Below are 21,645 nucleotides of genomic sequence, written 5' to 3'. Positions count from 1 at the left end.
CTTCGGTTTTTTTTATTGCGGTGCGGGTTGCTATGGCCGTTTGATGGTCGCCTGCTCGCGCAACGCCTGCTGATAAGCAGCATATTCACGCTGCCCCTGGAGGCTGGCGATAAAACGCTGCAACTGCTTGAGTTCGCCGCTGTTTTCGTCAACCTTACCGTCTGTGACCGCCTCCAGCGCAACCAGAACCACCGCGTCATCCGTGTGCGCCGTGCCATAGCTGGCTTCTCCCGCCGGCGGTCTTGGCAACGAAAACGCCGTCTGCAGAACCCGCCCGTCGACTCCGGACGCCATCCGGGATTGCTCCTCATAGCGCTGCCAGTCCGCCTCTTCTGCTGCGACCGTGTCACCGTTTTCCAGAGCCGCCAGCAAGCTGTCCGCCCGCGCCTGCAAGCGCTCGCGAACGCGGCTTTGGGTCAGGGCATGACGAATGTCATCAGCCACCTCTTCCAGCGCCTGTGTCGTCGCGGGGTGGTGTTTGACAACCCGGGCCACGACGGACACGTTGTTACCCACATCCACCAGCTCGGTGTTGTAGCCCCCGTTGAGGACGTCATCGGAAAACAGCTGACGTACCAGCCCCGGGTGATCGAAGGGTTTACGGACCGCCTCACGGGTCACGTTGGCTTGCTCGCGGATCTCCAGCTGCAAGGCTTCCGCGGGCTCCTGGAGGTCAGCTGCGGCGTAGGCCAGATCCGCCAACCGGGTGCGCGCCTGGGCGTATGCCTCGCTCGCACGCTGCTGCGCAAGCTCGGTCCGCAACTGCTCCTCCAGGTCTGCCAAGGGCGGCACGGGCGACTCACGCACCTCCAGCAATTTGATCAGGTGGGTACCAAATGCGGTGGTCACCGGCTCGGAAATCTCGCCGACCTGCAAGGCAAACAGAGCGTCTTCATATGGAGCATCGAACACATTGCGCCCGGCAAAACCGAGATCGCCACCCTGACGTCCGGACACCTTGTCGTCGGAATACTCTGCCGCCAGGGCCTCAAACGACTCGCCAGCGGCCAGTTTGTCCTGCACTTCCTGCAGACGCCGGGCCGCATCTTTCCCATCGGCAATGAGGATGTGCGCGGAATGACGCTCTTCGGCTGCCAGATCGGCGGCTCGACTCCGGTAATAGGCCTCCAGGTCCTGGTCGCTGATGGCCTCCGGGTCGGCAAGTGCGGCCAGGGACAGCACCAGGTATTCCGCGTCGACCCGGTCAGGAAGGGCAAACAGCTCAGGGTTTTCCTGGTAATAGCTGGCGACCTCCTCCGCGGTCACCTCTACTTCGTCGGCGACCGTGTCTGCGGCGACGGTGAGCGTGCGGAAGCTACGGGTCTGGTTTTGCAACGCCAGCAGGCGTTCGGCACCGGCCGCGGTGGCCAGGCCACTTTGCAAAATACCGGTGCGGATCTGGTTGACCACGTACTGCTTGCGCATTACCTCGCGGAACTCCCCGACCCCCATACCGAGATTACGCACATAGGCCACAAACTGATCCCGATTGAAGGCCCCGTTCACCTGAAACTGGGGAATCTGGGTGATCAAGGCGTCAATTTCCGCATCCGACAACTCCAGACCCTGCTCGCTGGCATCCTGAATCAGGGTCTGCTCCTGAATCAACGCTTCGAGAACCTCCTGACGAATCTGGTCATCGTTGAGCAGTCCTGCGTCCTGTTGCTCCATTTGGGCCAGCTGGCGCTGACGTTCCAGCTGCACCACCCGCAGAAATTCGCGCTCGGTGATGTCTTCACCATTAACGGTCGCTACTTCTGGTTCTCCCGAAAAGCCACCGATAATTGCATCCATTCCCCAGATGGACAGCGATACGATCAATAGACCAATGATGATTTTGGCAATGGTGCCCTGGGCATTGTCCCGGATATCTTGAAGCATGTTCCTCCCAGATCGCTGCAGCGTCGGTTCCCACTCGGGGTTTAACGCCGACAGCATCAGGCCTCTGTTCAATGTCGTCAGAAAGTTCAGGTATCTGCCGGTTCCCCACCACGGGGTGGCGAACGCAGCCCTGAACGTAAAAAGGCGCACCCTGACAAGAATGCGCCTTGATTTCTTGCGAAGCATTGCCCCCGAAGCGTCTCTTCGGAAGCCTGCTCCGGCAGCGCCGCCAATCCGGCACCACCAGAAAAAAAGAATCTGTTACTTAACAGCGTCTTTCAGGGCTTTACCAGCTTTAAATCCGGGTACTCTGGAAGCAGGGATTTGGATCTCGGCACCCGTTTGCGGGTTACGACCGGTGCGCGCAGCACGGTCCTTGACAGAGAAAGTGCCGAAGCCAATCAAGGTAACCTGATCACCGTCTTTCAGGGCGTTGGTTATTGAATTGGTCATAGCATCCAGGGCGCGACCAGCGCTTGCCTTGGAGATATCTGCAGACTCTGCGATTGCATCAATTAGTTCAGACTTATTCACACTAAACCCCTTCGATTTCAGGTTGAAGATGTTATAGGTTGGGTTGTATTTTCAGGACGTTTCCGACTATCGCACAAGCGGTCAGATAATTCCATTCTTCTATATTATTATTCCTTTTCGACTTAAAGCCGACCATGGAAATAGGCATAAACTGCGCGGGAGCCCTTGGTACTGGCTGCTTCACGGCGAAACAGTTATACCAACCGGTTCTCGCGCATGTCAACAAAACTCGCGCCCTTCAGTGTGTATTTATGCGATCTGTGGCGTCGCTCTCATCCTCACGGGGCGCACTTGAGGCCTCGGATTCCGAGCGTGGCTCAGGGGCGTAAGCCAGCGCGATGTCCAACACATCATCAACCCACTTGGCCGGTTTGATCTCCAGAGACTCCTTGATATTATCGGGTATCTCTTTGAGATCTCTAACGTTTTCCTCCGGAATAATGACCGTTGTAATGCCCCCCCGATGGGCCGCCAGCAACTTCTCTTTCAGCCCACCGATGGCCAGCACCCGGCCACGCAAGGTGATCTCACCGGTCATGGCAACGTTGGCGCGTACCGGGATCTTGGTGAGTGCAGACACCAGCGCGGTGCACATACCGATACCGGCGCTGGGGCCGTCTTTGGGGGTCGCGCCCTCCGGCACGTGCACGTGCAGATCGTGCTTTTCATGGAAATCATCGCTGATCCCCAGCCCCAAAGCGCGGCTTCTGACCACGGTTAACGCCGCCTGTATGGACTCTTGCATGACATCGCCCAACGAGCCGGTTTTGACCACCCGGCCCTTGCCTTTGGTCAGCGCGCACTCGATGGTCAGCAACTCGCCGCCCACCTGGGTCCAGGCGAGCCCGGTCACCTGCCCGATCTGGTTGGTTTCTTCGGCCAGTCCGAACTGGAATTTCTGTACGCCGGAATAATCTTCCAGAAGATCGGGCTCAATGACCACGGAGGTCTTCACATTGGCTTCAACGTGTTCGCGCACCACCTTCCGGCAGATTTTGGCAATCTCCCGCTCCAGCCCCCTGACGCCCGCCTCACGGGTGTAATAGCGCACCAGGTCACGCAGGGTCTGCTCGGGCAACTGGATCTCGTCTGCCCGCAGCCCACTGGCCTTGATCTGCTTGGGCAGCAGGTACTTCTGGGCGATTTTCACCTTCTCATCCTCGGTGTACCCGGGAATGCGGATCACCTCCATGCGGTCCAGCAATGCCGGCGGTATATTCATCGAGTTGGAGGTGCACACGAACATCACGTCCGAGAGGTCGTAATCCACTTCAAGGTAATGGTCATTGAAGGTGTGGTTCTGCTCCGGATCCAGCACCTCCAGCAGTGCCGATGCCGGATCTCCCCGGTGATCCATACCCATCTTGTCGATTTCATCGAACAGGAACAGCGGGTTTTTCACGCCCACCTTGGCAAGCTTTTGCAGCAGTTTGCCCGGCAGTGCGCCGATGTATGTTTTACGGTGACCGCGAATTTCGGCTTCGTCCCGCACGCCCCCAAGGGCCATGCGCGTGTACTTGCGGTTAGTCGCACGGGCGATCGACTGCCCCAGGGAGGTCTTGCCCACTCCGGGAGGCCCGACCAGGCACAGTACCGGGCCCTTGACCTTCTTGACGCGGCTCTGCACCGCCAGATATTCAAGGATACGTTTCTTGACCTCATCCAGACCGTAGTGGTCTTCGTCAAGGATCTGGCGGGCCTTCTCGAGGTCGTGGCGGACACGGCTGCGTTTTTTCCAGGGCACGGCCAGCATCCAGTCAATGTAACCGCGGACCACCGTAGCCTCCGCCGACATCGGCGACATCATTTTCAGCTTATTGAGTTCGGACTCGGCTTTCTTGCGGGCTTCTTCCGGCAGACCGGCCTCTTCCAGCTTCTGCTCCAGTTCCTCGAAGTCTCCGCCGCCTTCGCCCATCTGGCCCATCTCTTTCTGGATGGCCTTCATTTGTTCGTTCAGATAGTACTCGCGCTGACTGCGCTCCATCTGCTTTTTGACCCGGCCGCGGATGCGCTTGTCGACTTCAATCAGTTCAATCTCGCCGTCCAGTTTGCCCAGCAACAGATCAACCCGCTGGCTGATGTCCACGGCTTCCAGCAGCTCCTGCTTTTCAGGAATTTGCAGTTCCAGATGGGCAGCCATGGTGTCGACCAGCCGGTCAAGCTCGGTAATACCGGCCAACGCACTGGATACTTCTGCAGGTACCTTTCTGGACAATTTGACGTATTTTTCAAACTCATCCAGCAACGTTTTCATCAATATCTGAGCTTCCCGCTCGGGCAACTCGGGTTCTTCGATGAGCGTGGCGTGCCCGGTCAGGGCTTCGCCTTCGGATACGGCTTCAATCTGAACCCGGGCGTTCCCCTCAACCAGCACCTTGACGGTGCCGTCGGGCAGACGCAGCATCTGCAATACCGTCGCCAGGGTGCCCATGTCAAAGATGTCGTCGGCCCCCGGCTCGTCGGTGCCGGCGTCCCGTTGCGCGACCAGCAGAATCTCCTTACTGCCCTCCATCGCAGCTTCGAGCGCCTGTATTGATTTTTCACGCCCCACAAACAGCGGAACTACCATGTGCGGGAACACCACCACGTCACGCAATGGCAGCATGGGGTATTCTTGTACTGACTCTTCAGGTAGCAGGGTCATAAGGGTTCCTCTGACGTCGTTTCTTTCAGCATACCATCGTTCATTGGGGCGCCGGACTAAATTACAATGCTTGTTTCCGTGAAAAGCCGGCCGGCAAGGCCCCGGACCCAGACAGAAAAAAAGGGCGTTGCCGCCCTTTTTTGTGAAGCCTTTCCATGGGACACGCTTCAGTCGTCCGGCATCGCCTTGGCGCGGTCGGTATTGGCGTAAATTTTGAAGGGTTCGGAATCCCCCAGAATCACGCTTTCGTCGATGACCACCTTGGAGATGTCATTCTCGGATGGGATCTGATACATGGTATCCAGCAAGGTCGCTTCCATGATGGAGCGCAACCCACGGGCGCCGGTCTTGCGCTCCATGGCCTTGCGGGCCACCGCACGCAGCGCCTCTTCGCGGAAATCCAGCTCCACATCTTCCATGTCAAACAGCTTCTGATACTGCTTGGTCAGGGCATTGCGGGGCTGAGTCAGTATCTGCACCAGCGCCTCTTCGTCCAGCTCGGTCAGCGTCGCCACCACCGGCAGGCGTCCGACAAACTCGGGGATCAAACCGTACTTGACCAGATCCTCGGTTTCCACGTCCTTGATGATCTCACCGGTACTCTTGCTGTCATCCTGACTGACCACCGAGGCGGAGAAGCCGATGCTGCTGCGCTCTGAGCGGTCCTGAATAACTTTTTCCAGCCCCGCAAATGCTCCGCCGCAAATGAACAGGATGTTGCTGGTGTCCACCTGCAGGAACTCTTGCTGGGGATGCTTGCGCCCCCCTTGCGGTGGTACCGAGGCGACGGTGCCTTCGATCAGTTTGAGCAGCGCCTGCTGCACACCTTCACCGGAGACGTCCCGGGTGATGGACGGGTTGTCGGATTTACGTGAGATCTTGTCAATCTCATCGATGTACACAATACCGCGCTGCGCCTTTTCCACATCGTAATCACACTTTTGCAGCAGCTTCTGGATGATGTTTTCAACATCCTCGCCCACGTAGCCCGCTTCGGTGAGGGTGGTCGCGTCCGCGATGGTAAAGGGAACGTTCAGCATGCGCGCCAGGGTTTCGGCCAGCAGGGTTTTACCGCTGCCGGTCGGCCCGATCAGCAGAATATTACTTTTGCCAAGCTCAACCTCTGCTTTACCTTCGCCGTAGCGCAACCGCTTGTAATGGTTATAGACAGCAACCGCCAGAACAATTTTCGCTCGATCCTGACCGATCACATACTCGTTGAGGGTGTTGCGGATCTCCTCGGGCGTGGGCAAGCGATCACCAGCATCTTCCTGCGCATTTTCCTGGATTTCCTCACGGATAATGTCATTACACAGATCGACACACTCATCACAGATGAACACCGACGGCCCGGCAATGAGCTTTCGGACTTCATGCTGGCTCTTTCCACAAAACGAGCAGTACAGCAACTTACCATTATCGTCGCTTCTGCCGTTTCTTTCGTCTGCCATTGATTTACCTCTGTTCCGGATTCGCTGACGCAATTATTGATCTGTACGCCAGCTATGGGCGATACGATTAGTTCCAGTATTATTTATTCGAGACGCGCTTATCAAGTATGGAATCGATCAGCCCATACTCTTTAGCCTGTCCCGGATCCATAAAGTAATCGCGCTCGGTATCCCGCTCGATGGTTGCCAGTTCCTGACCGGTATGGTGAGCGAGAATGGTGTTCAGGGTGTTACGGATTTTCAGGATTTCACGGGTGTGAATTTCGATATCCGTTGCCTGTCCCTGGTAACCGCCCAACGGCTGGTGAATCATCACCCGGGAGTTAGGGAGGCAGGCCCGCTTGCCTTCGGCACCGCCGGCCAGCAGAAACGCACCCATACTGGCCGCCTGCCCTACGCACAGGGTGGACACGTCGGGCTTGATAAACTGCATGGTGTCGTAGATAGACATCCCCGCCGTCACCGATCCCCCCGGACTGTTGATATACAGGTGGATGTCTTTGTCGGGGTTTTCAGACTCCAGAAACAGCAGCTGGGCGACGATCAGGTTCGCCATATGGTCTTCGACCTGACCAACCATGAAGATCACCCGCTCTTTGAGCAGGCGCGAGTAAATATCAAACGAACGCTCACCGCGCGCGGTCTGCTCGATAACAATCGGCACCAAACCAGTGTTGGTAATCATTGCGGGACCATCAATGGGTTTCTGCATCATGATGCGCCTGAACTCCTTCTGGACGTGTGTGGCCGTCAGGCCATGTCAGTTGTAATACGCAGGTTGTGTGCGCTGAGCTTACATCAAACACAGATTACAACAACCGCTGCGTGCTACTGTGCCACTCTGAGCCCCAGATGCAAACAGCCGGACATGCCGGCTGTTTGCTTGTTGCCACTCGGGCTCTGCGTCGGTCAACCCTGCTGAGGCTGGGCTGCCTTGATGGCGTCTTCGTACTTCATCTTGGTCTCGGTCACTTTCGCCTGAGCCAGCACGTGATCAACGACGGCATCTTCAAGCACCGTGGATTCGATCTGGGAACGCTGCTCCGGGTTGCTGAAGTGGGCGATCACTTCTTCCGGCTGCTCGTAGGTGGACGCGATTTCCTGTATCTTTTCCTCTACCTGCGCAGGTTCTGCCTTGAGGTCGTTCTGCTTGACGATTTCCTGGAACAACAGGCCGGTTTTGACCCGGCGGGTCGCCTGATCCTGGAAGATTTCTTTCGGCAGCTGCTGGAAATCCACCTGGCCACCAAAGCGCTGTACCGCGTCCTGACGCAGACGGTCGATTTCCTGATCGATCAGTGCCTGCGGGATGTCCAGCTCGGTGGTCTCGAGCAAGCCGTCGACCACGTCGGTCTTGACCTTGGTGGACACTGCCTGCTTCAGTTCGCGCACCATGTTTTTCTGAACTTCGGCACGGAACGCTTCTTCGCTGTCCGCCTCGATACCGAATTTCTTGAAGAGCTCTTCGTCCAGCTCCGGCAACTGAGGCTCTTCGACCTCGTGCACCTTGATTTCAAACTTGGCGGGTTTACCGGCCAAATCTTCGTTCTGGTAATCTTCCGGGAAGGTTACGTCAATTTCCAGCTCTTCGCCGGCTTTGGCGCCTACGATGGCCTTTTCGAAGCCCGGAATCATTTGCCCGGACCCCAGGGTCAGCCGGTGCCCTTCGGCGGCGCCGCCTTCAAACTCTTCACCGTCGATAAATCCTTTGAAGTCGATAACCACTACGTCTTTGTTCTTCGACTTGCGCTTGACCGACTTCATGGTGGCCTGCTGACGACGCAGGTTGTCGATCATGGTGTCGATATCTTTGTCGGTCACCTCGGCGACCGGCTTGTCGACAGAAACCGCGCTCAGATCACCAATGACGATCTCCGGCATAACCTCAAAAATCGCAACGAATTCGAGATCCTTGCCCTCTTCCATGGTCTTGGGCTCAAACTGGGGCCAGCCAGCGGGCGAGATGTCCTGCTCTTCAAGGGCCTTGATGTAGTTATCCCGCATCACCTCACCGACAATTTCCTGACGCACACTGGCTCCGAAACGACGCTTAACGACGCTCATGGGTACTTTGCCAGGACGGAAACCATTCAGGCGTACGGTGCGCGCAGTATCCTGAAGGCGCTTTTGAACTGCAGCGTCTACTTCCTGGGCGGGCACACCAATCGTCATACGTCGTTCGATGTTGGATGTCGTTTCAACAGACACTTGCATGGATGATCCTCAAATTACCGATTCAGTTGGTGAATGAAAATTAAAAGAGGGAGTTTACCACGAGAATAGCCGCCGAGAGAATCACCAACAGCAGGTCTTTTGCAAAATGATTGCGGGATTTCTACGAAGGCTTGACAGGAAGGAAGAAAATGGTGCGAGAGGAGAGACTCGAACTCTCACAGGTTGCCCCGCTGGAACCTAAATCCAGTGCGTCTACCAATTTCGCCACTCTCGCACACGAACCGTAACACTCACCTCGGGCGAGGCTTTGAAGTTTACAGTACCGGAAATCAACTTCCAGGAAATGGGGTGGACGAAGGGGATCGAACCCTCGACCGCAGGAGTCACAATCCTGAGCTCTACCAACTGAGCTACGCCCACCATATCCAGAATTACTACAGAAACACTTTGCTGCTGGCTTGGCACCTGACCCGCGTTTCGAACCAGCCCAGGCACATGGCGCGCCCGGCAGGAGTCGAACCTGCGACCCACGGCTTAGAAGGCCGTTGCTCTATCCAACTGAGCTACGGGCGCTTAACCTTTCGCCCTACACACCAAACAGTGCAGATAAATGGTCGGGGTAGAGAGATTCGAACTCCCGACATCCTGCTCCCAAAGCAGGCGCGCTACCAGACTGCGCTATACCCCGATCAACCTGTGCTGCGTGTGTTCCTCAGCAAAGATGGCGCGCATATTACCGCCTCATTCTCAGTCCGTCAACAAATATTTGATAACTTTATTAAATGAGCCGGCCTTGCCCCAGCCAACGACCGACATGATACCGCTATTACCGCGGAAAAGGCCAGACTCGTTGGAGTGATTTAAAAACCGTGCGACAATAGCCTGCTTGATACCACGCTAATCGAAAAGATGCCGTAATGACCGCCAAACTGATCAATGGAAAAGAAATTGCCGCGCAAGTACGCGCAAAAGTCGCCCAAGGCGTTGAAGCTCGCCGCCAACGAGGGCTGAGAGCCCCGGGGCTCGCCGTCGTACTGGTGGGTGACGACCCTGCCTCTCAGGTGTATGTAGGCAACAAACGCAAAGCCTGCCAAGAGGCTGGCATAGTGTCGTTCTCCTACGACCTGCCCGCAGACACCCCCCAGAGCACTCTGGAAGACCTGATTGACGAACTGAATGAAAATCCCGCAGTTGACGGCATCCTGGTGCAATTGCCGCTGCCGGCCCACCTGGACGCCGATCCGATTCTGGTCAAGATCCGGCCCGATAAGGACGTGGACGGCTTTCATCCCTTCAACATGGGGCGCCTGGCCCAGCGTCGTCCCGAGTTGCGGCCTTGCACACCGGCGGGCATCACCACCCTGCTCGACAGCATCGGCACCCCCTACAAGGGTCAGCACGCAGTCATTGTCGGCGCCTCCAATATCGTGGGCCGGCCAATGGCCATGGAACTGCTGCTGAAAGGTGCGACCACCACCATTACCCACCGGTTCACCGACAGTCTGGAGCAGTTTGTCCGGGAAGCCGACATCGTAATCGCCGCGGCCGGCAAACCCGGCCTGATTAAAGGCGAATGGATCAAACCGGGCGCCACAGTGATCGACGTGGGCATAAACCGGATGGCAGACGGCAAATTGCAGGGGGACGTCGAGTTTGACGCCGCCGCCCAGCGGGCCGCCTACATCACCCCGGTTCCCGGTGGTGTTGGCCCGATGACCATTGCCCACCTGCTGGAAAACACCCTGTACGCGGCGAACAACCTGCACACCGATCAGGACTGAGCCCGGCACCCGGACGCGACTTGCAGCCACAAAAAAATCCCGCCGCAGGCGGGTTTTTTTGTGGCTGTTTGCTTACTGCCCGAATCTGGCTTTGGCTTTCAGACGATACGCATGCAGCAACGGCTCGGTGTAACCGTTCGGCTGCTCACGCCCCTTCAGTACCAGGTCCAGCGCTGCCTGATAGGCAATGCTGTCGTCGAAATCCGGTGCCATATTGCGGTACAGCGGATCGTTGGCGTTCTGGCGGTCGACAACCGCCGCCATGCGCTGCATGGTTTCCACCACCTGCTCTTCGGTGCAAATCCCGTGCAGCAGCCAGTTGGCAATATGCTGGGAGGAGATACGCAAGGTGGCACGATCTTCCATCAGCCCCACATCGTTGATGTCGGGCACCTTGGAACAGCCGACGCCCTGATCAATCCAGCGCACCACATAACCGAGAATCCCCTGGGCGTTGTTGTCCAGCTCTTGCTGGATCTGCTCCGCGGTCAGTGACTGCGGGTCCTTCAGCAGGGGGACCGTGAGGATGTCGTCCAGACTGGCACGCTCGCGCCCCTCCAGCTGTGCCTGCACCTCGGCCACGTTAATCTCGTGGTAATGGAGCGCGTGCAAGGTAGCGGCCGTGGGTGACGGCACCCAGGCGGTGTTGGCGCCCGCTTTCGGGTGGCCAATCTTTGCCTCCATCATGGCCGCCATCAGATCCGGCATGGCCCACATGCCCTTACCGATCTGTGCAACCCCCTTCAGACCGGTCTCCAGACCGATATCCACGTTCCATTGTTCGTACGCCTGAATCCACGGCTCCTGCTTCATCGGTTCTTTACGAATGATCGGGCCCAACTCCATGGAGGTGTGGATTTCGTCCCCGGTGCGATCCAGGAAACCGGTATTGATAAAGACCACCCGGTCTTTGGCTTCAGCGATACAGGCCTTCAGGTTCACAGTGGTGCGACGCTCTTCGTCCATGATCCCGACTTTCAGGGTGAATCGTGGCAAACCCAACGCGTCCTCAACCCGGCCGAAAAACTCATTGGTGAACGCCACTTCTTCCGGGCCGTGCATTTTGGGCTTGACGATATAGACCGAGCCGGTCGCGCTGTTGGTGAACGGACCATTGCCCTTCAGATCGTGAATGGCTATCAGCGAGGTGAGCATTCCATCCAGCAACCCCTCCGGGATCTCGGAACCGTCCTTCAGCAACACCGCGTTGTTGGTCATCAGATGACCCACGTTGCGCACAAACATCAGACTGCGGCCTTTCAACACCAACTCACTGCCATCCACCGCCGTGTACTTGCGATCGGCGTTCATTTTACGGGTAATCTGCTGACCGCCTTTTTCGAAACTTTCCTGCAGATCCCCCTTCATCAGCCCCAGCCAGTTACGGTACACCAACGTTTTGTCGTCCGCGTCCACCGCCGCAATGGAATCTTCACAGTCCATGATGGTGGTCAGGGCCGACTCCACCAGGATGTCCTTGATGCTGGCTCCATCGTCCTTGCCGATGGGATGGGTGGCATCAAACTGAATTTCGAAATGCATGCCATTCTTGACCAGGAGGACGCCATTGGGCGCATCTGCCGCACCGGAGAAGCCCACCAGCGCCGACGGATCTTGCAGCCCGGTGGTGGTGCCATTTTGCAGGGTCACCACCAATTTGCCGCCGTCGACCGCATAGCGGGCGGCGTCTTTATGACTTCCCGACGCCAGCGGTGCAGATGCATCCAGTACCCTCCGGGCATACTCGATCACTCGGGCACCACGCACCGGGTTGTAACCACGCCCCCGCTCCGCGCCGTCCTCTTCCGACAACACATCGGTGCCATACAGGGCGTCGTAGAGACTGCCCCAACGGGCGTTCACTGCGTTAAGGGCAAACCGGGCATTCATCACCGGGACAACCAACTGGGGACCGGCCAGGGTGGCGATTTCAGCGTCAACATTCGCGGTGGACACTTTGAAAGGCGCCGGCTCATCCACCAGGTAACCGATCTCTTTCAGAAACGCCTTGTATTCGTCCATGCTGAAGTCCTGCCCCTTGTGGGCACGGTTCCAGCTGTCGAGTTTTTCCTGGAGGGCTTCACGCTTGGCCAACAATTCCTTATTGCGGGGCGCCAGTTCATGAACAATTTTGTCAAACTCTGCCCAGAACTTGTCAGCATCAACGCCGGTGCCCGGTAGCGCTTCATTGTTCACGAAATCAAACAGGTTTTTTGCGACCTGCAGGCCGCCGGCTTGCACGCGTTCAGTCATTGTTGTGTACCTCAATTGATTATTGTGTGCCCGATGCTTCTTATAACAGACGACCCGCTTATCGCGCCATCACCTGCAGCACCTTATAATTCGAATGCATAAGTCTACGTCATTTTAAGCCAGATTTCATTTATCCATCCGACTTTGGTCCTAACCACGCCGCCAACTGGTGCCCTCCCGGGAATCGTCCAGGATGACACCGTGCGCCAGCAGTTCGTCACGGATACGGTCCGCGCCGGCAAAATCCCTGTTTTTACGGGCCTCTGCACGGGCCTGAATCCGGGCTTCGATCTCGTCCGCAGACAGATCGCCCTCCCCCCCGCCATGGAAGAACGCTTCCGGATCCTGCTGCAGCAGACCCAGCACGTCTCCCAGACGCTTCAGCACGCCGGCCGCCTGCGCCGCCTCTGCGTCGCGCCCCTCGCGGCGATGCTGATTGATGTCGTTGGCAACGCGGTGCAACACGGCAATAGCACCGGCCGTATTGAAGTCATCGTTCATGGCCTCGGCAAACCTCTGGCCCGCCTCACCAAGCGCCTCCGGCGCGACCGGAGCGACGCCCCGCAAGGCATGGTACAGCCGGGTCAGCGAGCGCCCGGCCTCCACCAGACTGTCCTCCGAGTAATCCACCTGACTGCGATAATGACTCGACACCAGAAAATAGCGAACCACTTCCGCCGGGTATTTATCGAGTATTTCGCGGATGGTGAAAAAATTGCCCAGAGACTTGGACATCTTTTCTTTATTCACCCGGATGGCGCCGGCGTGCATCCAGGTGTGCACAAAGGTCTGTCCGCTGGCGCATTCGGATTGGGCGATTTCGTTTTCATGGTGAGGGAACAACAGATCCGGGCCGCCCCCGTGGATGTCGAAGGTGTCCCCCAGGCAGCTGGCCGACATGGCCGAGCACTCGATGTGCCAGCCGGGCCGTCCGGGCCCCCAGGGGGACTCCCAGCTCACCTCGTCGGCGGCAGCCGCCTTCCACAGAGCGAAATCCGCCGGGCTGCGCTTGGCCTGCTGCACGTCCACGCGGGCCCCGGCCACCAGATCTTCCAGCTTTTTTTTGCTCAGCTTGCCGTACTCGGGGAACGTGTCGACCGCAAAATAAACGTCGCCACCGTCGACGGCGTAAGCGTGGCCCTTGTCGATCAGCACGTCGATCAGGCGGATGATGTCGGCAATGTGCGCCGTGGCACGGGGTTCCTCCGTCGGCGGCAGCACCCCGAGTCGGGCAGCATCTTCATGCATGGCGACTATCATGCGCTCGGTGAGGTCGGTGTACACTTCGCCGTTTTCATCCGCCCGGCGCAGAATCTTGTCGTCGATGTCGGTGATGTTCCTGACATAGTGCACCTCATACCCGCAATGCCGCAGGTACCGGGTAATCACATCGAACGCAACCAGCACCCGCGCATGGCCGAGATGACAATAATCATAAACGGTCATCCCGCACACATACATGCCCACCTTCCCGGGCGTGATGGGTTTAAACTCTTCTTTGCGCTGAGTCAGGGTGTTATGAATTCTGATCACGTTTCTATGGTTCCTTTCTGACAGATGTCCACTGGGCTGACAAACCTATGCCGGGCGGCGAGGCGGATCGCATCCTGCCCCGCCGCCCGGGCCTTCAGGATTTGGCTTTACTCCAGGAATCCCGGAGGGTAACCGTCCGGTTAAACACCGGGCGGCCATTGGCACTGGCACTGGCTTGCGCATCGAAGAAGAAGTAACCCTCCCGTTCGAACTGGTAGGGCAGATCCTGCCGCGGCTGGGCCAGACTTTTTTCCACCCGCACCCCGGTCAGCCGCTTGAGCGACTCCGGGTTGATGTGATCAAGCAGATCGCCATCCTTGTCACTGTCCGGAAACTCATGATTGAACAGCCGATCATAGAGGTTGACGTCGGCTGCCACGCTGTCGGAGGCGGAGACCCAGTGAATCACACCGTTGGCTTTATAGCCTTCAGGGTTCACGCCAAGGGTGTTGGCATCGTACTCGCATTTGAGTTCGACAATCTCGCCGGACGCGTCTTTCACCACTTCGCGACAGGTGATGACGTAGCCACCGCGCAGACGCACCGCCTGACCGGTGGCCAGACGCTTCCATTTACGGGGGGCCTCTTCCACAAAGTCTTCCCGGTCGATAAACAGCGTACGAGTCCAGGGCACTTCACGGGTGCCCATATCCGGGTTCTGCGGGTGCACCGGCAAGGTCAGGGTTTCCTGCTGCCCTTGCGGGTAGTTTTCCAGCGTCACTTTCAGCGGGCGCAGCACGCACATGGCCCGCGGGGCCCGGGCGTTCAGATCCTCCCGTACCGCAAACTCCAGCATGCCCACGTCCACCGTGCCGCTGGCCCGATTGACGCCAACCATGTCGCAGAAGGCACGAACCGACTCGGGGGTATAACCGCGCCGACGCATACCGGATATGGTGGGCATGCGCGGGTCATCCCAGCCGTCCACAAATCCTTCATCCACCAGGCGCTTCAGTTTGCGTTTGCTGGTCACGGTGTAATTGAGGTTCAGCCGGGAGAATTCGGTCTGCACCGGCTGGCAGGGGGCGGAGATGTTGTCCAGCACCCAGTCGTAGAGTGGGCGGTGATCCTCAAACTCAAGCGTGCACAACGAGTGGGTAATGCCTTCCATCGCATCGGAGATGGGATGGGTGAAATCGTACATTGGGTAGATGCACCACTTGTTGCCGGTCTGGTGGTGTTCGGCATAGCGGATGCGGTACAGAATGGGGTCCCGCATATTCATATTCGGCGACGCCATATCGATTTTCGCCCGCAGCACCAGCTCCCCGCTCTGATACTTGCCGTCTTTCATGTCGCTGAACATTTGCAGATTTTCAGCGACCGGCCGGTCGCGATCGGGGCTGTTTCGGCCCGGCTCGGTCAGCGTGCCGCGGTAGGCCGTCATTTCCTCAGCGCTCAGCGCACACACATAGGCCTTGCCTTGCTCGATCAGCTCCACGGCAAAGTTGTACAGGTCGTCGAAGTAATCCGATGCGTAACGGATCTCACCCTGCCACTGGAACCCCAACCACTGCACATCCTTGCAGATGGCATCGATATACTCCTGAGATTCTTTCTCCGGGTTGGTATCGTCAAAACGCAGGTTGCACTCGCCCTGAAAGGTTTCAGCGATGCCGAAATTCAGGCAAATGGATTTGGCGTGACCGATATGCAGATACCCGTTTGGCTCAGGCGGAAAACGGGTTACTACTTTTCCGGTGTGCTTGCCATCACGAATCTGGTCTTCAATCAGGCTTTCAATAAAGTTGTGGGCTTTCTTGGCATCAACGCTCATACGGTCTCGATCAAGTAAAAAGATGTGACTTAAACGGGGCATTATACGCATTCAGGAAACCATCGTCGCTTTAATCATGCACGCAGGCAAACTCTTACGTACAATGGGCGAAAATCTTGGTCCATTCACCCTGACGGAATACCCCTATGATCCAGCTAACCACCAACCTCGGCGACATTTTCATCGAACTCGATTACGACAAGGCGCCGGAAACAGCGAAGAACTTCGAACAGTATGTACGTGACGGCTTCTTTGACGGCCTGATCTTCCACCGGGTGATCAGCAACTTCATGATCCAGGGGGGCGGCTTTGAACCGGGCATGCAACCCCGCAAAACCCGCGAACCGATCAGAAACGAAGCCAACAACGGCCTGAGCAACATGGCCGGCACCCTGGCCATGGCCCGCACCATGGATCCGCACTCAGCCACCGCCCAGTTTTTCATCAACGTTGAAAACAACGGCTTCCTGGACCACACCGCCGAGACGGCCGAGGGCTGGGGTTACACCGTATTCGGCAAGGTCGTTGACGGCATGGACACGGTCAACGCCATACGCGCGGTCCGCACCACCACCCGCGCCGGCCATCAGGACGTGCCGGTGGATGACGTGATCATCGAAAAGGCGGTGGTAACCGAGGACGGAGGCGCAGCGTGAGCAGAACGCTGTTTATCTCCGATCTGCATCTGGAGGAAAACCGCCCGGACATTACCCGGGCGTTTTTTGAGTTTTTGCAACAACAGGCACCCGGCGCCGAACGCCTTTATATCCTGGGGGACTTCTTTGAAGCCTGGATCGGGGATGACGAACAGACGCCGCTGCAAAATCAGGTGGCGGACGCCCTGCACGCCCTGGCGACGTCCGGCACCGAGGTGTTCCTGATGCACGGCAACCGGGATTTCCTGATCGGCGAGACCTATTGCCAGCGTGCCGGCGCCACGCTGCTGCCCGACCCCACGGTGATCGATCTGTACGGCACGCCCACATTGCTGATGCACGGTGACAGCCTGTGCACCGCCGATGTGGAATACCAGAAGTTTCGCGCCACCATGCGCAACACCCAGTGGCAGGACATGTTCCTGCAACGTCCCCTCGAAGATCGCCAGACCACGGCTCGCCAGCTGCGGGAAATCAGCATGGCGAAAAACCAGGGCAAGGCGGAATTCATCATGGATGTGACACCGGAAGAAGTGATCCGGGTCATGGAAGCCCACGATGTGCAGCACCTCATTCACGGTCACACCCACCGTCCGGCCATTCACCGGCTGGAGGTCAACGGGACCGACGCCACACGCATTGTGCTCGGGGACTGGGATCAGCATGCGTGGTGGCTGGAAACCGGACCGGACCGGCAAGCGCAACTGCTGTCCCACCCCTTGGGATGACGCCGCACCGCCCCCCAAGGGTTAACCGCCGATCGGCGCAATCCGGTATTCGATGACCGAGCCATTTTTCTGCAGCGTCTCCGCCAGCTGGGAGGCGCTGTTCCGATCCAGCGTCCACAGCACCATTTTGTGGCGGCGCACCCTCTTCTCGGCGTACAACCGATAACTGAAGTTGGCCACGCTGAAACCGTGGCGGGCTATAAACTCCCGCAACAGGGCCTCGGTCATGTCGGTGGCGGGGACAAACTGTACGTCAAAATGGTAAAAAATCTGCGACGGCACCCGGCTTTCCACCCACCGGAAGATCGACAACACCACAAACACCAGCACCACCGAGATCGTCAACGGAAAATAGAAGCCGATACCCGCCAGTATGCCGATGGCCGCGGTAACCCAGATGGACGCCGAGGTGGTCAGACCTTTTACCGAGACGCCCTCTTTCACGATCACCCCGGCGCCGAGAAACCCGATTCCGGTCATGATGCCCTGCGCCATGCGCGTGGGGTCCAGACGGATCACACCATCCGGCGCACTCATCCAGTGGGATTGATACACCGTGACCAGCATCAGCATGGCTGACGCCAGACACACCAGCATGTGCGTGCGAAAGCCGGCAGGCCGGCCGTGAAAGGAGCGCTCATAACCAATGATCGCGCCGGCCATCAGCGCGGCGAGCAACCGCATCACAATTTCCTGCTGTTCTCCGGTGATCAGCCCCACTTCTGCACCTCCCAGGCAAACCGAACCGCCCTTGGTTCCGCCGACCGGTTTTAAAGCGGTGGCGCACTCTGGCCCGCAACCTCCGGTGTGCGTGTGAACCAACTCAAGCGCACATCCACCGTGACCTGCAGTGACTGGAGGGCTGCGGCTTTGGCGCGCCCCTCTGCACTGGCCCGGTACAGATGCGGCGTCATCGCCAGCAAATCGGCAATCGACTGCGCGTCGTCAAGGGCCAGCGAATAACACACGCGCTCAACCCCTTCCGGTGAAAATCCTGCGGGCACCGCCGCTTCACCGGTTCGGGCGGCCTTTATTGAAGGGTAGATGATTTCTCTGAGCTCGCGCAGGTGATCCGGCCCGGCATCCACCTGGATCAACACCCCGCCCGCGCGCAGCACCCGGGCGAACTCGGCGTAGACGGGAAACCCGAACACGCACAGAATCCGATCAACGCTCGCCGGCTGCACCGGCAGATTAGCGTTACTGCCGACCACCCAGCGGGCCTGCCGGCTCTGTTTCGCCGCCGCCACGATCGCCCACTTGGAAATGTCCAGGCCGAGCATTTGCCACACGGGCTGCGCATCGGTTGCGCCCATCAGTTCACGCAGGTAGTAGCCCTCACCACAGCCGGCATCCAGGCAACTGACGGTTTCGGCGGGCGGCAGACCCAGCGTTGCCAGGCGGGTGACCGCCCGGGCGATGGGCTGGTACCAACCGGCGTTGAGGAATCGCTGGCGGGCGGCAACCATCTCCTTGCTGTCACCCGGATCACGGGTGCGCTTGTTCTGCACCGGCAACAAATGGAGATACCCTTGCCGGGCCACATCAAAATTGTGGCCGCCGGTGCAGCGCCACGACGCCCCCACCGGCTCCAGGGGGTGACCGTCTAGGGGGCAGACCAGGGCCTGAAACGGTGTAACAGTCATTATGCAAGGGTCCTGAGTGAGATCGGTGTGAGCCATGGACTATAAGATATTGTCTGCCCGTACAAAACAAAAACCCCGGAAATTGTCATTCCGGGGTAGTGGGCCGGTGCGGCCGCTTGCATGGGGAGGCGGGGGGGGGTTACTTTTCCACAAACGCCCGCTCGATCACGTAGTGGCCCAGATCACCGTGACGGGCTTCCTTGAAACCCATGCCGTCGAGAATGGCGCAGGTGTCTTTCAGCATGCTGGGACTGCCGCACACCATGAACCGGTCACGCTCCAGATCCACTTCGGGCAACCCCAGATCCGCACTCAGTTTACCACTGGTCAACAAATCGGTTACCCGTCCCTGATTACGGAACGGTTCCCGGGTGACGGTGGGGTAATACAGCAGCTTGCCTTTCACCATCTCGCCGAAGTATTCGTTCTCCGGCAGGTTGCTGATGTCCTGCTGATAGGCCAGCTCAGACACATAACGTACCCCGTGGGTGAGGATGACCTTATCAAAGGCTTCATAGATCTCGGGATCTTTGATGATGCTCAGAAAAGGCGCCAATCCGGTACCGGTGCTGATCAACCAGAGGTGTTTCCCCGGCAGCAGGTTTTCCTGGATCAGGGTACCGGTCGGTTTGCGACTGACCAGGATTTCATCACCCACTTCAATTTTTTGCAGGCGCGAGGTCAGCGGGCCGTCTTCCACCTTGATGGAAAAGAACTCCAGTTCTTCCTCGTAATTGGCACTGGCCATGCTGTAGGCACGCATCAACGGCTTGCCGTCCGTTTCGAGTCCGATCATGGTGAAATGACCGTTTTTGAAGCGAAACCCCGGGTCACGGCTGGTGGTAAAACTGAACAAGGTGTCGTTCCAGTGACGAACACTGGTAACACGCTCCACATTTAGATTGCTCATACAATTCCCTACAAACGGTGCGGTCTCAAGCTATACCTGTCGATTTTATTGTACCTATAATAACTTAACGCCAACCTATCGATGAAATAGTTTGTTTTTATATCCTTATTCGGAATTACAGATTATGCGATACAGTTTCCGTCAGTTAGAGGTGTTCCAGGCGGCGGCCCGGTTCGAGAACATTACCCGCGCGGCCGAATCGCTGGGCATGTCGCAATCCGCCGCCAGCAGCGCACTCAAAGAGCTGGAAAACCAGTTTGCGATTCAGCTGTTTGACCGTGTTGGCAAGCGCCTGCAACTTAATGAGTTGGGCCGGCTGTACCGCCCCAAAGTGGAAGCGTTGCTCGCCCAGGCGTGTGAACTCGAACAAGCCCTGAGCCTGCACACGGACGTGGGGGCACTGAAAGTGGGCGCCACCCTCACCATAGGTAACTATCTCGCAGTGGGGGTCATGGCCCAATACATGAATACCGCAACCCGCCCGCGGGTTTCTCTGGAAGTCGCCAACACCAGCAACATTGCCCGGCGCGTGCGTGACTTTGAACTGGATATCGGCCTGATCGAAGGTGAATTACAAGCTCCGGAGCTGGAAATCATCCCCTGGCGACGGGATGAACTGGTGATTTTCTGCGCCCCCGATCACCCGTTGGCCCGGCAACCCGCCCTGAGCGACGACGACCTGCTGCAAGCCACCTGGATCATGCGGGAACCCGGCTCCGGCACCCGCCAGACCTTCGACCGCAGTATGCACGGTTTGCTGCCCGAGCTGGAAATCCTGTTGGAGCTTGAACATACCGAGGCCATCAAACGCGCGGTGGAGGCCGGTCTGGGGATTGGCTGCCTGTCGCAGGTCTGTCTGGCCGATGCCTTCCGCAGGGGCAATCTGGTGCCCTTAAGCGCCCCCGCGCACCGCTCCCTGGACCGGCAATTTTATTTTATCTTGCACAAACAGAAGTATCGCAGCGCCGCGATCGAGCGCTGGATAAGCCTGTGTCAGGATCTGTGAGCCACATCGGTGGCGCGGTTAACCAAGTGGACCGCTGTGAAAACGAAACTCGCGGTCGGGTCGCTCGATCAGTCCCTGCTCGATCGCCAGGAACACCTCCAGGCGATCGCCCACGTCGCCGCCGGCGGCGGTTTCCGCCAGGGTTAAGTAGTCGCGGTAATGGCGGGCTTCGGATTTCAGCAGGCCGGTGTAAAAATCCCGCAACTCATCGTCCAGATGCGGTGCCAGCGCCGCAAAGCGCTCGCAAGAGCGGGCCTCGATAATGGCCCCCACCACCATGACATCGACCAGGCGGCCGGGATCCTCGTCCCTGATTGCCTTGCGCAAGCCGGCGGCGTAGCGCGCCGGCGTCAGGTGACAGTACTGCACCCCCCGATTTTTTGATGATCGCCAGGACCTGCTCAAAATGGCGCAGTTCTTCCCGCGCCAGGCGGGACATTTTATTGAGCAGGGCGTAATTGTCGACGTACCGGTACATCAGGCTCAGAGCGGTGGACGCCGCCATTTTTTTCACAGTGGGCGTGATCAATGAGCATCAGATCCTGATTCTCCAGCGCGTTTTCAATCCAGCGGTCCGGCGTCCGGCAGGGTAAAAAATCGTGAATCTCAGCAAGCGCAGCTTTCATAGGGATGTTCAACCATAAAAATCAGCAAGGCCGCTGATTATACA

The 21,645-nt window shown here is 58.0% G+C and carries 16 protein-coding genes, 4 tRNA genes and 1 pseudogene; 4 read left to right on the top strand and 17 right to left on the bottom strand.

Annotated elements, in window-relative coordinates:
* Positions 1-30 precede the first annotated feature (30 nt).
* The 10 genes from BG841_RS12405 to BG841_RS12360 form a co-directional block, all read right to left on the bottom strand.
* Entirely contained in the window at positions 31-1,881 is a 1,851-nt protein-coding gene (locus BG841_RS12405) for a SurA N-terminal domain-containing protein (protein WP_070057941.1), read from the bottom strand.
* 261 nt (positions 1,882-2,142) lie between these two features.
* Complete coding sequence (locus tag BG841_RS12400) at positions 2,143-2,415, bottom strand: HU family DNA-binding protein (protein ID WP_070057940.1); 273 nt, start codon at positions 2,413-2,415, stop codon at positions 2,143-2,145.
* Positions 2,416-2,653: 238 nt separating this feature from the next.
* Positions 2,654-5,059 carry an endopeptidase La gene (gene lon, locus BG841_RS12395; RefSeq protein WP_070057939.1) on the bottom strand — a complete coding sequence of 802 codons (2,406 nt, stop codon included), beginning with the start codon at positions 5,057-5,059 and terminating at the stop codon, positions 2,654-2,656.
* Between the two features lie 167 nt (positions 5,060-5,226).
* The gene (gene clpX / locus BG841_RS12390; protein WP_070057938.1) at positions 5,227-6,510 is read right to left on the bottom strand and encodes an ATP-dependent Clp protease ATP-binding subunit ClpX; all 1,284 of its coding nucleotides are present in this window, start codon (positions 6,508-6,510) and stop codon (positions 5,227-5,229) included.
* A gap of 79 nt (positions 6,511-6,589) precedes the next feature.
* Positions 6,590-7,225: an ATP-dependent Clp endopeptidase proteolytic subunit ClpP gene (gene clpP / locus BG841_RS12385; RefSeq protein WP_070057937.1), complete on the bottom strand. Its 636-nt coding sequence runs from the start codon at positions 7,223-7,225 to the stop codon at positions 6,590-6,592.
* 194 nt (positions 7,226-7,419) lie between these two features.
* Positions 7,420-8,724, bottom strand: a complete 1,305-nt coding sequence (tig, locus tag BG841_RS12380; RefSeq protein ID WP_070057936.1) for a trigger factor — start codon at positions 8,722-8,724, stop codon at positions 7,420-7,422.
* Positions 8,725-8,874: 150 nt separating this feature from the next.
* Positions 8,875-8,959, bottom strand: a tRNA-Leu gene (locus BG841_RS12375).
* A gap of 70 nt (positions 8,960-9,029) precedes the next feature.
* Positions 9,030-9,105, bottom strand: a tRNA-His gene (locus tag BG841_RS12370).
* Positions 9,106-9,181: 76 nt separating this feature from the next.
* Positions 9,182-9,258, bottom strand: a tRNA-Arg gene (locus BG841_RS12365).
* A gap of 38 nt (positions 9,259-9,296) precedes the next feature.
* Positions 9,297-9,373: transfer RNA gene (locus BG841_RS12360), tRNA-Pro, on the bottom strand.
* Positions 9,374-9,602: 229 nt separating this feature from the next.
* Here BG841_RS12360 and folD point away from each other — a divergent pair.
* Entirely contained in the window at positions 9,603-10,466 is an 864-nt protein-coding gene (gene folD, locus BG841_RS12355; protein ID WP_070057935.1) for a bifunctional methylenetetrahydrofolate dehydrogenase/methenyltetrahydrofolate cyclohydrolase FolD, read from the top strand.
* 72 nt (positions 10,467-10,538) lie between these two features.
* Here the strand turns inward: folD and BG841_RS12350 are convergent, their stop codons facing one another.
* From BG841_RS12350 to BG841_RS12340, 3 genes are all read right to left on the bottom strand, one after another.
* On the bottom strand, positions 10,539-12,719 hold the full coding sequence (locus BG841_RS12350) for a malate synthase G (RefSeq protein ID WP_070057934.1): 2,181 nt from the start codon (positions 12,717-12,719) through the stop codon (positions 10,539-10,541).
* 150 nt (positions 12,720-12,869) lie between these two features.
* Complete coding sequence (gene cysS / locus BG841_RS12345; RefSeq protein ID WP_070057933.1) at positions 12,870-14,252, bottom strand: cysteine--tRNA ligase; 1,383 nt, start codon at positions 14,250-14,252, stop codon at positions 12,870-12,872.
* A 94-nt stretch (positions 14,253-14,346) separates the two neighbouring features.
* Positions 14,347-16,029, bottom strand: coding sequence for a glutamine--tRNA ligase/YqeY domain fusion protein (locus tag BG841_RS12340; RefSeq protein WP_070057932.1), 1,683 nt, complete (start codon positions 16,027-16,029; stop codon positions 14,347-14,349).
* 146 nt (positions 16,030-16,175) lie between these two features.
* On the opposite strand from BG841_RS12340, the gene BG841_RS12335 reads away from it, so the two are divergent.
* Together BG841_RS12335 and lpxH are read left to right on the top strand one after the other, a co-directional pair.
* Positions 16,176-16,685, top strand: coding sequence for a peptidylprolyl isomerase (locus BG841_RS12335; protein WP_070057931.1), 510 nt, complete (start codon positions 16,176-16,178; stop codon positions 16,683-16,685).
* The gene (lpxH, locus tag BG841_RS12330) at positions 16,682-17,413 is read left to right on the top strand and encodes a UDP-2,3-diacylglucosamine diphosphatase (protein WP_070057930.1); all 732 of its coding nucleotides are present in this window, start codon (positions 16,682-16,684) and stop codon (positions 17,411-17,413) included. The genes BG841_RS12335 and lpxH overlap by 4 nt, the downstream gene beginning before the upstream one ends.
* A 21-nt stretch (positions 17,414-17,434) precedes the next feature.
* Here lpxH and BG841_RS12325 read toward each other — a convergent pair whose 3' ends face one another.
* From BG841_RS12325 to BG841_RS12315, 3 genes are all read right to left on the bottom strand, one after another.
* The gene (locus tag BG841_RS12325; protein ID WP_228141657.1) at positions 17,435-18,133 is read right to left on the bottom strand and encodes an MgtC/SapB family protein; all 699 of its coding nucleotides are present in this window, start codon (positions 18,131-18,133) and stop codon (positions 17,435-17,437) included.
* 50 nt (positions 18,134-18,183) lie between these two features.
* Complete coding sequence (locus BG841_RS12320) at positions 18,184-19,059, bottom strand: putative RNA methyltransferase (RefSeq protein ID WP_070057929.1); 876 nt, start codon at positions 19,057-19,059, stop codon at positions 18,184-18,186.
* Between the two features lie 139 nt (positions 19,060-19,198).
* A complete protein-coding gene (locus tag BG841_RS12315) occupies positions 19,199-19,969 on the bottom strand; it encodes a ferredoxin--NADP reductase (RefSeq protein ID WP_070057928.1) in 771 nt (256 codons plus the stop codon).
* Positions 19,970-20,093: 124 nt separating this feature from the next.
* On the opposite strand from BG841_RS12315, the gene BG841_RS12310 reads away from it, so the two are divergent.
* On the top strand, positions 20,094-20,975 hold the full coding sequence (locus tag BG841_RS12310; RefSeq protein WP_070057927.1) for a LysR family transcriptional regulator: 882 nt from the start codon (positions 20,094-20,096) through the stop codon (positions 20,973-20,975).
* A gap of 18 nt (positions 20,976-20,993) precedes the next feature.
* Here the strand turns inward: BG841_RS12310 and BG841_RS12305 are convergent.
* A pseudogene (locus tag BG841_RS12305) lies at positions 20,994-21,601 on the bottom strand (tRNA-(ms[2]io[6]A)-hydroxylase).
* Positions 21,602-21,645 lie beyond the last annotated feature (44 nt).

It is taken from the genome of Marinobacter sp. X15-166B (assembly GCF_001752365.1).
Classification (GTDB): Bacteria; Pseudomonadota; Gammaproteobacteria; order Pseudomonadales; family Oleiphilaceae; genus Marinobacter.
Note: the sequence above shows the minus strand (reverse complement) of the source record. Positions and strands in the feature narration are given on the sequence as shown.

Coding starts and splice junctions, on each gene's coding strand:
- tig (WP_070057936.1), bottom strand. CDS start 8,724: ATGCAAGTGTCTGTTGAAACGACATCCAACATCGAACGACGTATGACG.
- lon (WP_070057939.1), bottom strand. CDS start 5,059: ATGACCCTGCTACCTGAAGAGTCAGTACAAGAATACCCCATGCTGCCA.
- BG841_RS12320 (WP_070057929.1), bottom strand. CDS start 19,059: ATGACTGTTACACCGTTTCAGGCCCTGGTCTGCCCCCTAGACGGTCAC.
- BG841_RS12340 (WP_070057932.1), bottom strand. CDS start 16,029: ATGAGCGTTGATGCCAAGAAAGCCCACAACTTTATTGAAAGCCTGATT.
- clpX (WP_070057938.1), bottom strand. CDS start 6,510: ATGGCAGACGAAAGAAACGGCAGAAGCGACGATAATGGTAAGTTGCTG.
- clpP (WP_070057937.1), bottom strand. CDS start 7,225: ATGATGCAGAAACCCATTGATGGTCCCGCAATGATTACCAACACTGGT.
- BG841_RS12310 (WP_070057927.1), top strand. CDS start 20,094: ATGCGATACAGTTTCCGTCAGTTAGAGGTGTTCCAGGCGGCGGCCCGG.
- BG841_RS12315 (WP_070057928.1), bottom strand. CDS start 19,969: ATGAGCAATCTAAATGTGGAGCGTGTTACCAGTGTTCGTCACTGGAAC.
- BG841_RS12335 (WP_070057931.1), top strand. CDS start 16,176: ATGATCCAGCTAACCACCAACCTCGGCGACATTTTCATCGAACTCGAT.
- BG841_RS12405 (WP_070057941.1), bottom strand. CDS start 1,881: ATGCTTCAAGATATCCGGGACAATGCCCAGGGCACCATTGCCAAAATC.
- folD (WP_070057935.1), top strand. CDS start 9,603: ATGACCGCCAAACTGATCAATGGAAAAGAAATTGCCGCGCAAGTACGC.
- BG841_RS12350 (WP_070057934.1), bottom strand. CDS start 12,719: ATGACTGAACGCGTGCAAGCCGGCGGCCTGCAGGTCGCAAAAAACCTG.